This window comes from Providencia stuartii, from assembly GCF_029277985.1.
Lineage (GTDB): Bacteria > Pseudomonadota > Gammaproteobacteria > Enterobacterales > Enterobacteriaceae > Providencia > Providencia zhejiangensis.
Map to the genome: position 1 here is coordinate 4,379,493 of NZ_CP119546.1, position 17,453 is coordinate 4,396,945.

A 17,453-nucleotide genomic window follows, 5' to 3' on the forward strand; every position below is an offset into this window, starting at 1 on the left:
CTAGTTTTTCACCACAGATTTCGGGTTTAAGTTTCCAATATGGCCACTTTCAGTTCCCACCGCTGGGTCAATAACTACATTAATTAATGTTGGCTTACCGGACTCAAGACCTGCTTTTAACGCTTGTTGAATCTCATCCGGTGTCGTTGCGTTATAACCGATGCCACCGAAAGCCTCGATCATCTTGTCATAACGAGCACCTGCCATTAATACAGTAGGGCAAGGATCTGCATCACCATGCAAGTTCACGCCGTCCCCACGGTAAATGCCCCCATTGTTAAAAATCAAAATGGTGACAGGGAGTTTGTAGCGGCAGATAGTTTCAATTTCCATGCCACTGAAACCGAAAGCACTATCGCCTTCAATGGCAACAACAGGTTTTCCGCTCGTCACGGCGGCGCCTACCGCATACCCCATACCAATGCCCATAACTCCCCAAGTACCACAGTCTAAACGCTGACGAGGTTTGTACATATCGATGATGTTACGTGCGTTATCGAGCGTATTAGCGCCTTCATTCACCACATAGACATCTTTATGATCAACTAATACATCGCGAATGGCGCGTAACGCGTTGAAATAATTCATCGGTGAAGTATCAGTGTTTAACTTAACCGCCATTTTCTCACTATTGGCTTTTTTGATATCATCAATACCCGCCATCCAATCACTTGGGGATTTCACAGGCGTTGAGGCCAACCCAGCCAGTAATAACTCAATACTCGAATAGATATCACCCACCACAGGTGCCGTAATACGGCGATTACTATCAATTTCAGACGGTTCAATATCCAGCTGAATGAACTGTGTATCCGGAGACCAATGTTTACCTTTTCCATGGTCTAACAACCAGTTCAAGCGAGCTCCCATCAATACGATAACATCGGCGTTAGATAAGGCATGCGAGCGTGCTGCTGCCGCTGATTGAGGGTGATCATCCGGTAATAACCCTTTCGCCATTGACATCGGTAAATAAGGAATACCTGTTGTTTCAATGAATTTACGAATATTTTCGTCTGCTTGTGCGTAAGCTGCACCTTTACCCAAAATAATTAACGGTCGTTTAGCTGACGCCAGCAATTTAAGGGCTTTATCAACAGACTCAGGGGCTGGTAGTTGGCGAGGAGCAGGATCTTCAACAGTAAAAATGGTTTTATCTGCTTCATCTTTATCCATCACAGCAGCCAGTACTTCTGTGGTTAAATCCAGATAAACGCCTCCCGGACGACCTGAAACAGCAGCACGGATTGCACGTGCTAGCGCGATCCCCAAGTCTTCAGGCTTATTGACACGATAAGCAGCTTTAACAAAGGGTTTCGCTGTATTCATTTGATCCAGTTCTTCATAGTCGCCCTGTTGTAGGTCGATAATCGCTCTATCACTGGAACCACTGATTTGAATCATGGGAAAACCATTCGTCGTCGCATTGGCGAGAGCCACCATACCATTTAGGAATCCTGGTGCAGATACGGTTAAACAAATACCTGGTTTTTGCGTTAAAAAACCGCTGATTGCCGCAGCATTACCCGCAGATTGTTCGTGACGAAAACCGATGTAACGAATACCTTCGGCTTGAGCGTGACGAGCCATATCTGTCACAGGAATACCAACAACACCATAAATGGTATCAATGCCATTTTTTTTCAGAGCATCGACGATAATATGCATACCATCGGTTAAGTTTTGGGTTTGTTCAGTCGACATGTCCACCTCATAAAATACAGAAAAGTGCGTAGGGAACTTTCAGCAACGTTCCCTAATTTAAGATTAAATAGCTTTGTTAGTCCGCATTGACGCAATTTGTTCCGCGCTATAACCCAATTCAGTTAACACTTCCTCGGTATGCTCGCCTAACAGTGGTGCACTTTTAATTTCAGGGGTGAAAGAGGAGAACTTCATAGGGCAACCAACGGTTAAGTAAGTACCGCGTTTTGGTTGCTCAACTTCAACAATACTGCCGCTATCACGCAGTGATTGATCACGTGCTATCTCACGCATGCTAAGTACTGGTGCACATGGCACACCGTATTGACTAAGATATTCAACCGCTTCATGCTTGTCTTTATCCGCTAAGAATTTCTCAATCTCAGCAAAGATATCAAAAATATGCGGCTGACGAGCTTGCGGTGTGCTGTAAGCGGGGTCTTTTGCCCACTCAGGTTTACCAATAGCAATACAGGTTTGCTCCCAATCCTGCTCTTGAATTGTGAAGTAAATATACGCATTTGGGTCAGTTTCCCAACCTTTACATTTTAAAATCCAACCGGGTTGGCCACCGCCCCCCGCATTACCTCCACGAGGTACCGCATCACCAAACTTACCGTTCGGATATTGAGGATACTCTTCGAGGTAACCCACTTTTTCTAAACGCTGTTGGTCACGCAACTTAACACGACACAGGTTCAATACTGCATCTTGCATCGACATCGTCACTCGTTGCCCTTTGCCTGTTTTTTCACGGTGCAACAATGCGGCGAGTAAGCCGATTAATAAGTGCATGCCCGTATTACTGTCACCTAATGCCGCCGCACTCACTAACGGTGGGCCATCCCAAAAACCTGTCGTTGAAGCCGCACCACCCGCAGCTTGTGCAACGTTTTCATAGGCTTTTACATCTGCATAAGGTGAATTTTCATTAAAACCTTTGATTGAACCAAAAATTAAACGAGGGTTAAGTTCTTGAATATGTTCCCAAGTAAAACCCATATGGTCGATAGCACCTGGATGGAAATTCTCAACCAAAACATCGGCCTGCTTAATCAGGCGTTCCATCACTTCTTTACCTTCTGGTGTTTTGGTATTTAATTCAACTGAACGTTTATTACTGTTTAGCATGGTGAAATACAGCGCATCGACATCAGGAATATCTCTCAACTGATTACGCGTCACATCCCCCACACCAGGGCGTTCAATTTTAATTACATCAGCACCGAACCACGCTAACATTTGAGTACAAGATGGCCCAGACTGTACACCTGTAAAATCGAGTACTTTGATACCTTGTAAAGGAAGATCCATGAATTACCTCATTATTTAGCTGTCGTAAATGGAATTAAATGATTTATTTAGCTGTGGTGAATGTCATTTCAAAAAACAATGATTATATTTAGATGAATTCTTCTTAAGAAATAATGATTTACACCGTTATAATAAATATTTCATCTAATGTCTAGGCAATCAAAATAATATCGGCCAATGGTTTTATTATTCTATCTTGTTAATAATAAACAGTTATTAATTTCTTAATTTTTCAATAACTGAATGAATTGCTATTTATAAATACTAAAATGTACAGTATTGATTATTATAATACGTCATTAATCACTCCTATTATGATTATCTTATTTGATATTATTAATTTGAGCATCTTAATTAAGCTAACCATAAAGGATAAACAAAAGAGATAAAAGTGTTATAAATCAATGATGGAAATAAAAACACAACTTTATTATCAAAATAAAATCAACAATCAGAGTACTATTATTGAATGCGCTTTAATTATTATTTATTTGATATAACCCTTATTATGATTAATCCAGATCATCATAATATGAAGGGTATTAATAATATTTCTCGTTTTGTACGCTTATTATTTTTATTTTTCTTAAATTATAAATTTATTTATATTACGATAATAATGAAATAAATTATTACATTATTTATATTACTGAATAGCTTTAGTTATATTATACGTCTAATATGAATATATTGACTGCTTGTGAAGCCAATTTATTCAATACATTGAATATTGTTTTTATCAAAAAAAACCCACAAACAATAAACGTTTGTGGGTTTTTGATCAGAACAACAATAGAAGCTTAGTTTTTCTCTTGTTGCTGCTGTTTCTCTTTTTCGACAATTTCACGATACCAACGTGGGTGATGCTTCTTCGCCCAACCACGTGTTACCCAACCTTCAACCATTGCACGTACTGAGCCTTTGACCCAGATAGCAGCATAAGCATGCACCACAATCATAATGATCAAGGCAATCGCTGAAATGGAGTGCACGATAATGGCTGCACGATAAATTGGGATTGAGAAAAAGTCTGCGAAGTAAGGACGCCACATGATCACACCGCTTACCGCTAGCAGCAGTAAACAGATAGTCACCACCCAATATACCCCTTTTTGACCAAGGTTATATTGACCAACGTCCCCAGCCTCTTCATTCTTCAATACCTTACCGATATTTTTCGCCCACTTAATATCTTCTTTATTGATAAAGTTATGGTGAAAATAGCGGAAGAACATAAAGACGAACAATAAGAACATCGCTGTACCGACAAAAGGATGCAGGATCCTAGCCAGCTGTGGCGTGCCTAGAATGTTCATGAACCAGTTCAGGGATGGGAAGAAAAATCCCAATCCACTGATAGCCGTGAACAAAAAGCAAATCACAACCGCCCAGTGATTGATCCTCTCAATCGGTTTATGGCGAATAATCTTTTCATTATCCTGCGGCATCATTTGTGATCCTCCCCTTCAACTGATTTTGAAGTCTCAGAAGATGTTGAGTCCTGAATGTCCTTCAGTGCCTCTTCCTCTTCTTTCTTGGAGACGCGGTTCGGACCAATACCCACATAGTGGAAGATGGCCGCCGCAAACGTTGCAGCAAAACCAACCGCTGCTAACGGCTTCCAGATACCTTTCCAGAAAGTGACTGTTGGGCTAATTGTCGGATTGTCCGGCAGACCATGATATAACTGAGGCTTATCTGCATGATGTAATACATACATTACGTGGGTACCACCAACACCTTCCGGATCATACAGACCCGCGTTGTTGTAACCACGTGTTTTCAGTTCAGCAACACGGTCTGACGCCAATGCGGTCATGTCCTCTTTGCTACCAAAATGGATAGCACCGGTTGGACAGGTTTTCACGCAGGCAGGTTCTTGCCCAACTTCCACACGGTCGACACATAGCGTACATTTATATGCACGGTTATCTTCCTGATTAATACGTGGAATATTGAACGGACAGCCTGCAATACAATAGCCACAACCAATACAATGTTCTGATTGGAAATCGACAATACCGTTTTTATACTGAACAATCGCGCCTTCTGATGGACAAGCCTTTAAACAGCCTGGATCATAGCAGTGCATACAGCCATCTTTACGAATCAGCCATTCAAACTTGCCATTCTCTTCCACTTCAGAAAAGCGCATCACGGTCCATGACTTAGCGGTTAAATCGGTTGGGTTATCATATACCCCAACGTTTGTACCGATTTTGTCACGGATATCGTTCCACTCTGAACAGGCTACCTGACAAGCTTTACAGCCAATACAGGTAGTCACGTCAATCAGCTTCGCCACTTCTTCCTTAAAGTCCCTCACTTGCGCTGGGGGCGTCAGGGAATTGGTGGCGGAGCGACGAATAATGTCTTGTGATTGCATTGACATAATTTATCTCCTTACACCTTTTCCACATTGACAAGGAATGATTTAAATTCCGGCGTTTGCGTATTGGCATCACCCACATATGGCGTCAGTGTATTTGCAATGAAGCCTTTCACCGCTAAACCTTCAAAGCCCCAGTGGATAGGAATACCTATGGTATCCACATCTTTGCCGTTGACTTTCAACGTATGAATACGTTTTGTGACAACCGCTTTCGCTTTAATATAGCCGCGTTTAGAGCTGACTTTCACCATATCGCCTTGTTTAATCCCTTTTTCTTTCGCCAAGCGATCACCAATTTCAATGAATTGCTGTGGCTGAATAATGGCATTCAACAACGCATGTTTTGTCCAATAGTGGAAATGCTCAGTTAAGCGATAGGTTGTTCCAACATAAGGGAATTCTGTCGCTTTACCCATTTGCGCCCAGTCGTCTTTAAATACACGAGCAGCAGGGTTAGACACCACATTAGGGTGTAATGGGTTGGTATCGAGCGGTGTTTCAATCGGTTCATAATGCTCTGGGAATGGACCTTCCGCCATTTTATCCAGTGCAAACAAACGTCCCATACCTTCTGGTTGCATAATGAATGGGTGTACACCACTGCCCGGAGGCGCATTACTGTAGTCCGGTACGTCCATACCTATCCACTTGCTGCCATCCCATTCTAGAATTTGACGGCGTGGATCCCATGGTTTGCCCATTGGGTCAGCAGATGCACGGTTATAAATAACACGGCGGTTTAACGGCCATGCCCATGCCCAGCCAAGAGTATTACCCAGACCTGTTGGGTCAGAGTTATCACGACGCGCCATCTGGTTACCTTTCGGTGTCCAGCTACCCGTAAAGATCCAGCAACCACTCGATGTAGTCCCATCATCACGTAATTGGGCGAACGAACTTAACAGCTCACCTTTCTTCACAATGATGTTGCCATCAGCATCTTTTAGATCGACCAGCGCATAACCATTACTTTCTTGTGCCACTTCTTCCGGAGTTGGATTATCACGGTCAAAGTAGTTCCAAGTCATGTTTAATACTGGCTCTGGTGACTCACCACCTTCGGTTTCATAGAGCTGGCGTATACGGTGATAAATACCTGACAGAATTTCACCATCACTGATGGCTTCACCTGGGGCATCTGCACCTTTCCAGTGCCATTGCAACCAACGAGCAGAGTTTACAATCGAACCATTCTCTTCAGCAAAACAGCAAGATGGCAGACGGAAAACCGTTGTTTGAATAGTCGATGGGTCGACATCATTCATTTCGCCATGATTTTGCCAGAAGTTTGACGTTTCTGTATTTAATGGGTCAATCGTGACTAAGAATTTCAACTTAGATAGCGATTTGATGATTTTGTTTTTGTTCGGGAATGAGGCTAATGGGTTAAAGCCTTGGCAAATATAACCATTGACTTCACCTTTATCCATCATTTCGAAATAACGTAACACATCATAGCCTTGGTCCCATTTAGGTAACCAATCAAAGCCCCAGCTATTCTCTTTTTGCGCTTTATCACCGTAGAAAGTCTTCATCATACTGACAAAGAATTTCGGGTAATTGCCCCAATAGTTCACCTGACCAGGTTGGGTCATTTTAGGGGTATTCGCTTCTAAATAGCTCTCTAGCGTGGTTTGTTTTTCTGACGGTAAAGTCAGATAACCCGGTAAGCTTTGAGATAACAAGCCTAAGTCAGTCAGACCTTGGATATTCGAGTGACCACGCAGTGCGTTAACCCCACCGCCTAGCATACCCATATTACCCAACAGTAACTGGATCATCGCCATGGTACGAATGTTTTGTGCACCGATGGTATGTTGCGTCCAGCCAAGTGCATACAGGAAAGAGGCCGTTTTATCTTTTGCACTCGTCTCTGCAATGTACTCACAGACTTTCAAGAAGTCTTCAATCGGCGTACCGCAGATGTTATTCACCACTTCAGGTGTATAACGGCTAACGTGATCTTTCAGCAGATTCAAGACACAACGAGGGTGAGTTAACGTAGGATCGCGTCGTGCGAAACCATTCTCATCCATCTCGTAGTTCCACGTCGTTTTATCATACTGACGTTTTTCTGCATCATAGCCTGTGAATAAACCATCATCAAAACCGTAGTCTTCACGAATGATAAGGCTAGCGTTGGTATAAGCTTCAACGTATTCCTGCTGAATTTTTTTGTTATCCAGTAGGTATTTAATCACACCTGACAAAAATGCAATGTCAGTACCAGAACGGATAGGCGTATAGAAATCCGCCACAGCCGCTGTACGGGTAAAGCGTGGATCAATAACAATGAGTTTAGCTTTATTATGGATTTTGGCTTCCATCGCCCAGCGAAAACCGACTGGGTGAGCTTCTGCCGCATTACCGCCCATAACAACAACAAGGTTTGCGTTTTTAATATCAACCCAGTGGTTGGTCATCGCACCGCGACCAAATGTTGGAGCAAGACTTGCTACCGTTGGTCCGTGTCAGACACGCGCTTGGTTATCCACGGCAAGCATGCCGAGGGCGCGACTAAATTTTTGGGTGACAAAACCTGTTTCGTTACTAGCGGCTGAAGCACAGAGCATACCTGTTGTCAGCCAACGGTTAACCGTTACACCATCTTTATTCTGCTTGATGAAATTGGCATCACGGTCTTCTTTCATCAACTTGGCAATACGATCAAAAGCGTCGTTCCAAGTGATGCGTTTCCACTCATTGGTTCCGGGTTCGCGTACTTCAGGATATTTGAGTCGACTTTCACTGTGGATAAAGTCGATAAGTCCTGCACCTTTCGGGCAGAGTGCGCCGCGGTTAACCGGATGATCCGGGTCACCTTCAATATGAAAAATGCTTTCTTTGGCATTTTTCGCTCCATCGCCTAAGCTATACATCAATAGCCCACAACCGACAGAACAGTACGTGCAGGTATTTCGGGTTTCTTTCGCACGCAGTAATTTATACTGACGTGTCGACGCTAACGCAGTTGAGGGTGCAAAACCCAACGCTGCTGCCGTCGTACCCGCCATACCGCCAGCGCAGATCTTAAAGAACTGCCTTCTGCTGACTTGCATGGGGATCTCCTCATTTACATTGCTCTTGTTTACCTAAGAAATGTTTTAAATCGCGATATTCAGGTAAACTGTTCTTATTCAACGTCTTCCGTATCGTATTCAGGTTCATTGCCTGAGAAATGGTGTAAATTCTTTTTACCCATAATTAATATTATGTATCATTAGTGCTAGGAATTCATCTAATGTATGAAACAAATAACACGAAACTGTCAAAATCTTTGAAAATGATTGGCGCAAACCATACAAGTGTGCAACAAAAAGGCAACCTTGATCAGTCTATAACTGATTGGGTAGCCGAAGAATTACCTGTTGCTTTAGTTTATAACGGCATATCACATGTCGTGATGATGGCGACACCAAAAGATTTAGAAGATTTTGCTATCGGGTTCTCATTATCGGAAGGGATCATACAATCAAAACAAGAAATCCGAGGAATTGATATCATTCAAGGCTGTCATCGTGGCCTTGAAGTGCATGTTGAGTTATCTAACCGCCGTTTTATGGGGTTAAAAGAGCGTAGACGTAACCTAGCTGGGCGAACTGGCTGTGGTATTTGTGGTACTGAACAACTTGATGAGATATTCAAACCGATTCCTCCACTGCCTTTCACTCAAACGTTCTCACTATCTCACCTTGATCACGCATTAACTGAACTGAAGAAAGTGCAAGAAATCGGTGCATTAACGGGCTGTACCCATGCCGCTGCATGGATTTCCCCAGAAGGCCTGCTTGTGGGGGGATGTGAGGATGTCGGCCGCCATGTTGCGCTTGATAAGCTATTAGGCATGAAACATCGCCATCATTGGCAACAAGGCGCTGTCTTGGTCTCTAGCCGTGCCAGTTATGAAATGGTACAAAAAGCAGCAAGTTGTGGAGCAGAAATCTTGTTTGCCGTTTCAGCAGCCACCTCCCTTGCCATCGAAGTGGCTGATAAAGCCAATCTAACCTTAGTGGGTTTTTGCCGCCAAGGGAAAGCAACTGTCTTTACTCACCCAAGCCGCATAACGAACTAATGGTTATGCCTTCTCCAGAGAGTGCAACATCCACAAATTCGGCTCAATATATTCAATCGATTGTTTTTCTATATCAACAGTGACAGGGACTAACGCGTTCGGTACGACGTATTGTCCTGACTGTATAAAACGCATGCCTGTCCATGACTCCCACTGCTCGACCGTGCCTTTAATCGACATTGAGCGGTGTATAGGTTTTAATATTTTGCCACCTAAGCGCCAATGTGTGCGTATCCAAGGGTCAAAAGGTTCTCCCTGCTCGTTGGTCCACCGGCAATAATCATCGAAGGGTTGTAATGGATAACGATGCTTTAAAGTTGGGCGAACAGGTACTACGACGGCCTTTGCACCATACGCTACCGCTGCTTTTTTCAACGCGTTGATCAGCAGAGCTGGTATTTGATAGCCGCGATATTCAGGCTCAACAGTGACAGAGAGTGCAGAAATATAGCGATCTTCACCGTTTTTGTTTTCAATCGCAAAATTGAAAATGTCATCCCAGCCTAAATCCACTAATTTTGTGAGGTTGTGATCAGGCCATTGGAAGAGGACGGATTTAATCACCCCGACCACTTTTTCAGTACCTTGAATATCCGCTACCGCTAAAAATTGAAATTGGTTCATAGGCTCTTCATAAAGTTTTTCCCAATATTCATCACAGACGGCCGTTTCACACATAAATTGTGGCCATAACTTGTCTAGCAGTTCATCAGACTGTTCAATAAGATCAGGGCGTTGGACAAAACTGTGGATGTTTATCGTAATAGAAGGCTTGATACTCATAAATATAACCTATGACGAAAATGAGCTCGGTAGTATAAAAGGAAAATAAAAAGAAGGATTAAGATAAAATTAACGTTAAGCAGGCACCATCCGAATAATAAGTATTTCTTAATGATGTTGGCACTATCACTGCCCTTTGCCATATATTGCGATATTCTCTTGATAATAAAATGGAATAATTAAACTAACACTCTAATTATATTATTTTTATAATAATCAAAGGAATATTAGATGAATGATATCAAAACAAAAAAGCTAATTTATCATCTTACTAGTTTGAAAAATATAAGAAATATATTGATTGAGGGGTTAAAACCAAGAGTAGATATTAATAAATTTCATGATATTGCAGACAAAGAGATCATCGAAGGAAGAAAAAAACATCAACTAGATAGCTATGTTCCATTTCATTGGTTTTCACGTAATCCCTTTGATGGCAGAGTGCAAAAAAATTTTCCTGATGAAAAATTTGTCCTCATTACGATTAAAAGAGCGTTAGCTCAAAAAGAAAACTGGAAAATTATCCTAAGGCACCCTTTGGCTGAAGCCAATATTAAAATTTATGACTACAATGAAGGCTTTGCTCTTATTAACTGGGATATAATGAATCTACGTGATTACCATGATCCTGACAGCAAAAGCATTTGTATGGCAGAATGTCTTTCACCAACGGTTGTTGAGGTATCAAAGTTTTTCAAAATTTATGTTCCCACACCGGAAGTTTCAAAAATCGTTAATAGAGAGTTAAAGACCCTTAATTTAAACCTTGAAATTGCTATCAATGAAGGAATGTTTTGTTAATGGCGTATATGAACCTAAACCCAGAAAAAGCACTTATCTGGAGAATAACCCATCGTCAGAATATTCCTTGGCTTTTTGCCAATGGCTTATATGCAGGAAATAGTGAACATTATTCACCTAATTGGGTGACTATTGGCAATACAGACCTGATTAACCGCCGCAATCAACGTCATGTACCTATTCAGCCGAATGGGGTACTTAATGATTATGTACCTTTCTATTTCACCCCTTTCTCGCCAATGATGTATAATATTTATACAGGCCGTGGTGGGGTGCGAAAAGTTCCCAATGATGATATTATCATCTTGGTTTCCAGCATGTATAAAATAGCCGCTCTAAAGATACCTTTTGTTTTCACCGATCGTCATGCGTATCCTGTAACATCTCAGTTCTATAACCAGCTAACAGATCTCGCGGAGATAGATTGGGCTTTACTACAGCAGCGCAATTTTCACCGTGACCCTGATGACCCTGAAAAAGTTGAAAGGTATCAAGCAGAAGCGTTAATTTATAAACATGTTCCTATGGAAGCCCTATTAGGTGCTGTTTGTTACACAAAAGAAACCCAGCTAGAACTTCAAGCAAAAGCCAGCCAACTTGAGATTCATTTAGATATCCATTGCATTCCAAACTGGTACTTTTAAGGAGGCTGATAATGATAGAATTTACCCAAGGTAATTTGTTAGAAGCTGACGTAGAAGCGCTCGTTAATACCGTCAATACCGTTGGTGTTATGGGTAAAGGGATCGCATTAATGTTTAAAGAGCGCTTTCCCGCCAATATGGCTGCATATGCTAAAGCATGTAAAACACATGAAGTGCAGACTGGAAAAATGTTTGTTACTGAAACCGGGGAGCTCATGGGCCCTCGTTGGATTGTTAATTTCCCAACAAAGCAGCATTGGCGAGCAAAATCTCAAATTCAGTGGATTATTGATGGCTTATTGGACCTACGTAATTTCATTGAAGAGAATCATGTTAAATCTATTGCTATCCCGCCATTAGGGGCTGGTAATGGCGGTCTCAATTGGGATGATGTCAAGCCTCATATTGTGGAAATATTAGGTGATATTCAAAACGTAAAAATTATTGTTTATGAGCCAATAGCAAAATATCAAAATGTTGCTAAGCCAAAGGGTGTTGAAAAACTGACGCCGGCCCGCGCCTTAATTGCAGAACTTATCCGTCGTTATTGGGTTATGGGGATGGATTGTAGCCTATTGGAAATACAAAAGTTAGCTTGGTTTTTAGAGCGTACAATAGAGGCTGAAGGGCTGAGAAATCCATTAAACCTAAGGTTTGAAGCCAGAAACTATGGTCCCTACGCCGATAAGTTACGACACTTATTAAACGGGCTAGATGGAAGCTACCTCAAGAGTGAAAAACGGATTAGTGATTGTAGTCCATTAGACGTAATTTGGTTTAATGATGATAAACGCGCTACGATTGAGCTGTATTTAAAAACCGAAGCAAAAGACTATTTATCCGCGCTAGAGAAGACAACGAAGCTTATTGATGGATTCGAATCTCCTTTCGGGATAGAACTTCTCTCCACTGTAGACTGGTTGCTGTACAAAAAGCAATCTTCACCTAATATTGAGTCCTTACTTGAAGGAATGCGCCAATGGCCAGCAGGGGATAGATGGGCACAACGTAAACTTAGGTTATTTGACTCAAATAAGTTAGAACTTGCATTAAATCATTTGAAACAAATACCGTTCTATAGCTAATTAACCAATAAACCTTTTCTAAGCCTATAAAGAGCCATTCCGTTTTACAGCAGCTTGCTGATTAGATAGCAAGCTGCTACCACACTGAGTTAAATCAGTTTTTACTTCCCGATACAGAAACTTGAGAAAATGCGGCCGAGCAAATCATCTGATGTGAATTCCCCCGTGATTTCACTGAGCTCTTGTTGCGCTAAACGTAATTCTTCGGCTAATAGTTCTCCTGAACGGGCAACGACCAATTGCTCATGCCCCTGAGCTAAATGCACAGCAGCAGCATCTAATGCCTGTAAATGGCGGCGGCGAGCCAAAAACCCCCCCTCCGTGTTACTATTAAAACCCATGGTTTCTTTGAGATGATCGCGCAGCAAATCTATACCCAGTTCTTCACGCGCCGATAAACGAATCAATGGGTAACGCACATCCCCTACAAATTCTATTTTCTCACCCGTTTTATCGGCTTTATTACGGATGACCGTTACGGGTAAAGTTTCAGGTAAACGCGCCATAAACTCGGGCCAGATGGCTTGTGGTTCTGTCGCATCTGTCGTGGTGCTATCAAGCATAAAAAGAACACGGTCAGCTTGTTCGATCTCTGCCCAGGCACGCTCAATACCAATGCGCTCTACTTCATCACTTGCCTCACGTAAACCGGCTGTATCAATAATATGTAGCGGCATGCCGTCAATATGAATATGTTCACGTAATACGTCTCGTGTGGTACCCGCAATATCCGTAACGATGGCAGCTTCACGCCCTGCTAATGCATTTAACAGACTCGATTTACCTGCATTAGGACGCCCAGCAATAACCACTTTCATTCCTTCACGCAATAAACTCCCTTGGCGTGCTTCAGAGCGAACTCGGGCTAAATCGGCAATCACCTCATTCAACTTCGCTTCAATTTTTCCGTCAGAGAGAAAATCAATTTCTTCATCGGGGAAATCGATAGCCGCTTCTACATAGATACGCAGAGTCGTTAGTGCTTCAACCATTTGATGAATTTGAGCAGAAAACGCGCCTTGTAAAGAGTTCATTGCCGAACGAGCAGCTTGTTCTGAACTTGCATCAATAAGGTCTGCAATCGCTTCTGCTTGCGCTAAATCTAGCTTATCGTTCAAAAAGGCGCGTTCAGAAAATTCACCCGGATTGGCAATACGAACGCCTTCAATCGTAAGAATCCGTTTCAGTAATAAATCTAGAATGACAGGGCCACCATGCCCTTGCAGTTCTAAAACATCTTCCCCTGTAAATGAATTTGGGCCAGGAAAGAAGATAGCAATACCTTGATCAAGTACGCTGTCATTAACGTCTCGGAAAGGTAAATAATCCGCATAACGTGGTTTTGGCAGTTTACCCAATACCGTTTGAGCAACGAAAGCCGCTTTCGGGCCTGATACTCGTAAAATACCGACTCCACCACGACCTGGAGGCGTTGCTTGGGCAACAATCGTATCGTTGGTTTGCATGATGTTTCTCTGTCATAGCTATAAAAAATTAAGGCGGTCCGTAATGGCCGCCTTAATACTATATCCTTAAGTGGCCTTTCGGCTCACCTAAGATTGAGATTATTTTTTCTCTTTTTTATCGCGACTATGTAGACCACGTTTTTCCAGACCACGATAAATAATCTGTTGCTGGATGATGGTCACTAAGTTACTCACGATATAGTACAGTACCAGACCTGATGGGAACCACAGGAAGAAGATAGTGAATACGACCGGCATATAGGTCATAATCTTCTGCTGCATTGGGTCTGTCACCGCCGTTGGCGACATTTTCTGAATAACGAACATCGTCACACCCATTAATACTGGCAGGATGTAGTATGGGTCTTGTGCTGACAAGTCCTGAATCCAACCAAAGAATGGGGCATGACGTAGCTCAACAGAGCCCATCAACATGTAATAAAGTGCAAGGAAGATTGGCATTTGGATAAGTAGCGGTAAACAACCACCTAGTGGGTTTACTTTTTCTGCCTTATACAACGCCATCATTTCTTGGCTCATGCGCTGTTTATCATCACCAATACGCTCACGCATCGCAGCCAGTTTTGGTTGCAGTAAACGCATTTTCGCCATTGATGTGTACTGAGCTTTTGTCAGCGGGTACATGATACCACGGACGATAAAGGTAATAACGATGATAGCAATACCCCAGTTACCGACAAAACCGTGAATGAATTTCAACAGCTTGAACAGTGGCTGAGAGATAAACCATAACCAACCGTAATCAACAGTTAAATCTAAGTGAGGAGCAACTTCAGCCATCTCTGATTGGATTTCAGGACCAACCCATAATGTAGATGAATAAGTTCCAGCACCATTAGCCGCAATAGTCATTGGCTCACTCTTATAACCAATGATGGCTGACTGTTTATCAAGGTCAATGGTATAGAAAGTGCTTTTTTCGTTGCTAGCAGGGATCCATGCGGTTGCAAAATATTGTTGCAACATCGCTATCCAGCCACCTTTCGTTGTGATATTCAGGTTTTTATCTTCAATATCACTAAAGCTATATTTTTTATAGTTAGTTTCATCTGAAGAATAAGCAGCACCGCGATAAGTATGTAAGGCGAAGTTGCTACTACCTGTATCACGTTCTTTTGGTAATTGAATTGTTTGTTTCAATTGACCAAAGAAGGCGAGATTTAAAGGTTGTGCTGTTGGGTTTTGAATATTGTATTCAACATCAACAGTATACTGGCCGCGTTTCAAGACATAGGTTTTTTGATAAACCACACCGTCTTTATCGGTGAATGTCATTGGCACACGCAGCTCATTTTGGCCATCTTGTAATACGAAGCTTGATTCAGCCGTGGTATACACAGGACGTTGACCATTATTATTCGCTGGGTTGTCTGGACCGTGTTGGCCAATCAGACCACTTTGAGCCTGATAAAGAAAGTCAGGCGCCGTTTCCAATAGACGGAAAGGGTCTTCTGAATGAAGGGTTGCAGGATAGGCTAACAAGTCAGCCTCATCGATATCACCACCACGAGTATTGATGCGTAAATCTAACACATCTGTTTTCACTGTGATCAGCTTACCTTGCCCACTGCTCGTCACAGTTTGGGAATCACTGCTTGGCATATCTGTTCGTTGTGCCGTTTGGACAGTTTTTATATCCTGAGCAGCTTTATCGCTCTCCCAGGCCTGCCATACTAAGAACGAAACAAATAGCAAAGCGATGAGTAGAAGATTGCGTTGCGAATCCATCGTTATAATTCTCTATTATCATCGTTTTTTTTAGGCGGAACAGGATCGTCTCCACCAGCGTGTAAAGGGTGGCATTTTAATACGCGTTTCGCCGTTAACCAACTACCTTTTAACATTCCAAACCTGCGCAATGCCTCAATTCCATAATTTGAACAAGTTGGATTGAAACGGCAACGTGGCCCTAACAGCGGGCTAATTGCCAATTGGTATCCCCTAATCAAGCCAATCAGGAGTTTTGAGCCAAGCGACAGTGTCGACGCCATAATTTACCCAATGCTTCCGTGATTTGTTGATTATCGAGATTAGAAACCCCTTTTCTTACCAATACCACAAAATCCATTGGCGGTAACTCGTGTTGATGCAAACGAAAATATTCACGCGCTAATCGTTTAATTCGATTTCGCTCATGAGCTCGTTTAACATTTTTTTTAGCGATGGTAAGACCGATGCGGGGATGCCCCAGCTCGTTTAGGCGACCAAGGATTGTTATCTCTGGGGAACTCGCCCTCTGCGGCTGCTTAAAGACATTATCGAAATGCCTGGGAGTTAGCAAACGTAACTCCCGGGTAAAAGCGAGCTTAACCACTGGAATAGAGGGCTAGCTTTATTACTTAGATGAAACGGTCAGACGAGCGCGGCCTTTAGCACGACGGCGAGCCAGAACCTGACGACCATTTTTAGTGGCCATACGAGCACGGAAACCGTGTGAACGGTTGCGTTTCAGTACGGACGGTTGAAAAGTGCGTTTCATAACGATTTCTACCTAACTTTAAAATTTATTACTGATTCAGTAAACGCGTTGGCAACCAGTGGAAACTGATTTACACCTGTGCCTCTATCGCAACAATATAGAAAGAGGCAGGATTGTAATAAAACATAGGGGGTCACGTCAATGAAATGACGCAATCAAACCACTTTTATTTATAGCCTGGCTGACAGGTTTGCTGACATATGCTGCAACAGCGAATGAAGCTTAAAGCCCATAATTTACTTTAAATTAGTTCATTATGAAAACAACTTCAATGCGCTATACAGGGTGGGAGATTATACGGACTCCACCTCAAAGCGCAAGGATCATCGAGCGATCTAAAAATATTTTTTGATCCTTAGAGAATATTTTCCATAAATCGTCTAAAGTTATCCCCAGCTTTGTGGAAAAAATGTCGCGGATCGAGATCAAAGTGCGCGTTACTCCTATAACCGCATTGTCTTACCACATTTACCTGTGGATAAAAAGCATAAAAACTGTGTAAAAGAATGAAGATCTCTTGCCAATTTTACGGTATGATCTCCGGTCACATTTCCGATCTGAGGATCGGGAAAATACGTTGAGTAAAAATGAATCACATGAGCTTCGCTGGGACTTGTATAAAGCGCCAGTAAAAATTCTTTGCTTAATCTGTACTTCTTTTGTTTCATTGATCTTGTTTAGGGGAGTCCACC

The 17,453-nt window shown here is 42.3% G+C and carries 15 protein-coding genes; 4 read left to right on the forward strand and 11 right to left on the reverse strand.

Features of this window, described 5'->3' with window-relative positions; all coding sequences use genetic code 11:
• The 5 genes from oxc to fdnG all read right to left on the reverse strand — a co-directional run bounded on the left by oxc (position 1) and on the right by fdnG (position 8,469).
• Positions 1-1,704: an oxalyl-CoA decarboxylase gene (gene oxc, locus P2E05_RS19950; protein ID WP_154622149.1), complete on the reverse strand. Its 1,704-nt coding sequence runs from the start codon at positions 1,702-1,704 to the stop codon at positions 1-3.
• Between the two features lie 63 nt (positions 1,705-1,767).
• Positions 1,768-3,018 (reverse strand): formyl-CoA transferase, encoded by a 1,251-nt coding sequence (gene frc, locus P2E05_RS19955; protein WP_154622150.1) that lies wholly within the window; start codon positions 3,016-3,018, stop codon positions 1,768-1,770.
• 800 nt (positions 3,019-3,818) lie between these two features.
• On the reverse strand, positions 3,819-4,469 hold the full coding sequence (gene fdoI, locus P2E05_RS19960; RefSeq protein WP_154624780.1) for a formate dehydrogenase cytochrome b556 subunit: 651 nt from the start codon (positions 4,467-4,469) through the stop codon (positions 3,819-3,821).
• Entirely contained in the window at positions 4,466-5,410 is a 945-nt protein-coding gene (gene fdxH, locus P2E05_RS19965) for a formate dehydrogenase subunit beta (protein WP_154624781.1), read from the reverse strand. Before fdxH ends, fdoI begins: the two co-directional genes overlap by 4 nt.
• Positions 5,411-5,421: 11 nt before the next feature.
• Positions 5,422-8,469 (reverse strand): formate dehydrogenase-N subunit alpha, encoded by a 3,048-nt coding sequence (fdnG, locus tag P2E05_RS19970; RefSeq protein ID WP_154624782.1) that lies wholly within the window; start codon positions 8,467-8,469, stop codon positions 5,422-5,424.
• 182 nt (positions 8,470-8,651) lie between these two features.
• On the opposite strand from fdnG, the gene fdhD reads away from it, so the two are divergent.
• Positions 8,652-9,482: a formate dehydrogenase accessory sulfurtransferase FdhD gene (fdhD, locus tag P2E05_RS19975; RefSeq protein WP_154624783.1), complete on the forward strand. Its 831-nt coding sequence runs from the start codon at positions 8,652-8,654 to the stop codon at positions 9,480-9,482.
• A gap of 3 nt (positions 9,483-9,485) precedes the next feature.
• Here fdhD and P2E05_RS19980 read toward each other — a convergent pair whose 3' ends face one another.
• Positions 9,486-10,265: a transferase gene (locus tag P2E05_RS19980; protein ID WP_154624784.1), complete on the reverse strand. Its 780-nt coding sequence runs from the start codon at positions 10,263-10,265 to the stop codon at positions 9,486-9,488.
• 231 nt (positions 10,266-10,496) lie between these two features.
• Here P2E05_RS19980 and P2E05_RS19985 point away from each other — a divergent pair, with 231 nt between their 5' ends.
• The 3 genes from P2E05_RS19985 to darG are packed head-to-tail and all read left to right on the forward strand — an operon-like array spanning position 10,497 to position 12,795.
• Entirely contained in the window at positions 10,497-11,066 is a 570-nt protein-coding gene (locus tag P2E05_RS19985) for a DarT ssDNA thymidine ADP-ribosyltransferase family protein (RefSeq protein WP_154623507.1), read from the forward strand.
• The gene (darT, locus tag P2E05_RS19990) at positions 11,066-11,710 is read left to right on the forward strand and encodes a type II toxin-antitoxin system toxin DNA ADP-ribosyl transferase DarT (protein WP_154623506.1); all 645 of its coding nucleotides are present in this window, start codon (positions 11,066-11,068) and stop codon (positions 11,708-11,710) included. The genes P2E05_RS19985 and darT overlap by 1 nt, the downstream gene beginning before the upstream one ends.
• An 11-nt stretch (positions 11,711-11,721) precedes the next feature.
• Positions 11,722-12,795, forward strand: a complete 1,074-nt coding sequence (gene darG, locus P2E05_RS19995; RefSeq protein WP_154623505.1) for a type II toxin-antitoxin system antitoxin DNA ADP-ribosyl glycohydrolase DarG — start codon at positions 11,722-11,724, stop codon at positions 12,793-12,795.
• A gap of 101 nt (positions 12,796-12,896) precedes the next feature.
• Here darG and mnmE read toward each other — a convergent pair whose 3' ends face one another.
• The 5 genes from mnmE to rpmH form a co-directional block, all read right to left on the reverse strand.
• A complete protein-coding gene (gene mnmE / locus P2E05_RS20000; protein ID WP_154623504.1) occupies positions 12,897-14,261 on the reverse strand; it encodes a tRNA uridine-5-carboxymethylaminomethyl(34) synthesis GTPase MnmE in 1,365 nt (454 codons plus the stop codon).
• Between the two features lie 99 nt (positions 14,262-14,360).
• Positions 14,361-16,010 carry a membrane protein insertase YidC gene (gene yidC, locus P2E05_RS20005; RefSeq protein ID WP_154623503.1) on the reverse strand — a complete coding sequence of 550 codons (1,650 nt, stop codon included), beginning with the start codon at positions 16,008-16,010 and terminating at the stop codon, positions 14,361-14,363.
• Between the two features lie 2 nt (positions 16,011-16,012).
• On the reverse strand, positions 16,013-16,273 hold the full coding sequence (gene yidD, locus P2E05_RS20010) for a membrane protein insertion efficiency factor YidD (protein ID WP_014657163.1): 261 nt from the start codon (positions 16,271-16,273) through the stop codon (positions 16,013-16,015).
• Positions 16,237-16,596, reverse strand: a complete 360-nt coding sequence (rnpA, locus tag P2E05_RS20015; protein WP_163863441.1) for a ribonuclease P protein component — start codon at positions 16,594-16,596, stop codon at positions 16,237-16,239. The genes yidD and rnpA overlap by 37 nt, the downstream gene beginning before the upstream one ends.
• A 21-nt stretch (positions 16,597-16,617) precedes the next feature.
• Positions 16,618-16,761, reverse strand: a complete 144-nt coding sequence (gene rpmH, locus P2E05_RS20020; protein WP_004906236.1) for a 50S ribosomal protein L34 — start codon at positions 16,759-16,761, stop codon at positions 16,618-16,620.
• Positions 16,762-17,453 lie beyond the last annotated feature (692 nt).

What these genes read in the sequence shown, in the direction of transcription:
- yidC (WP_154623503.1), bottom strand. Translation starts at nt 16,010, where the DNA reads ATGGATTCGCAACGCAATCTTCTACTCATCGCTTTGCTATTTGTTTCG.
- P2E05_RS19980 (WP_154624784.1), bottom strand. Translation starts at nt 10,265, where the DNA reads ATGAGTATCAAGCCTTCTATTACGATAAACATCCACAGTTTTGTCCAA.
- frc (WP_154622150.1), bottom strand. Translation starts at nt 3,018, where the DNA reads ATGGATCTTCCTTTACAAGGTATCAAAGTACTCGATTTTACAGGTGTA.
- darT (WP_154623506.1), top strand. Translation starts at nt 11,066, where the DNA reads ATGGCGTATATGAACCTAAACCCAGAAAAAGCACTTATCTGGAGAATA.
- fdxH (WP_154624781.1), bottom strand. Translation starts at nt 5,410, where the DNA reads ATGTCAATGCAATCACAAGACATTATTCGTCGCTCCGCCACCAATTCC.
- oxc (WP_154622149.1), bottom strand. Translation starts at nt 1,704, where the DNA reads ATGTCGACTGAACAAACCCAAAACTTAACCGATGGTATGCATATTATC.
- yidD (WP_014657163.1), bottom strand. Translation starts at nt 16,273, where the DNA reads ATGGCGTCGACACTGTCGCTTGGCTCAAAACTCCTGATTGGCTTGATT.
- P2E05_RS19985 (WP_154623507.1), top strand. Translation starts at nt 10,497, where the DNA reads ATGAATGATATCAAAACAAAAAAGCTAATTTATCATCTTACTAGTTTG.
- fdhD (WP_154624783.1), top strand. Translation starts at nt 8,652, where the DNA reads ATGTATGAAACAAATAACACGAAACTGTCAAAATCTTTGAAAATGATT.
- fdoI (WP_154624780.1), bottom strand. Translation starts at nt 4,469, where the DNA reads ATGATGCCGCAGGATAATGAAAAGATTATTCGCCATAAACCGATTGAG.
- darG (WP_154623505.1), top strand. Translation starts at nt 11,722, where the DNA reads ATGATAGAATTTACCCAAGGTAATTTGTTAGAAGCTGACGTAGAAGCG.
- mnmE (WP_154623504.1), bottom strand. Translation starts at nt 14,261, where the DNA reads ATGCAAACCAACGATACGATTGTTGCCCAAGCAACGCCTCCAGGTCGT.
- rpmH (WP_004906236.1), bottom strand. Translation starts at nt 16,761, where the DNA reads ATGAAACGCACTTTTCAACCGTCCGTACTGAAACGCAACCGTTCACAC.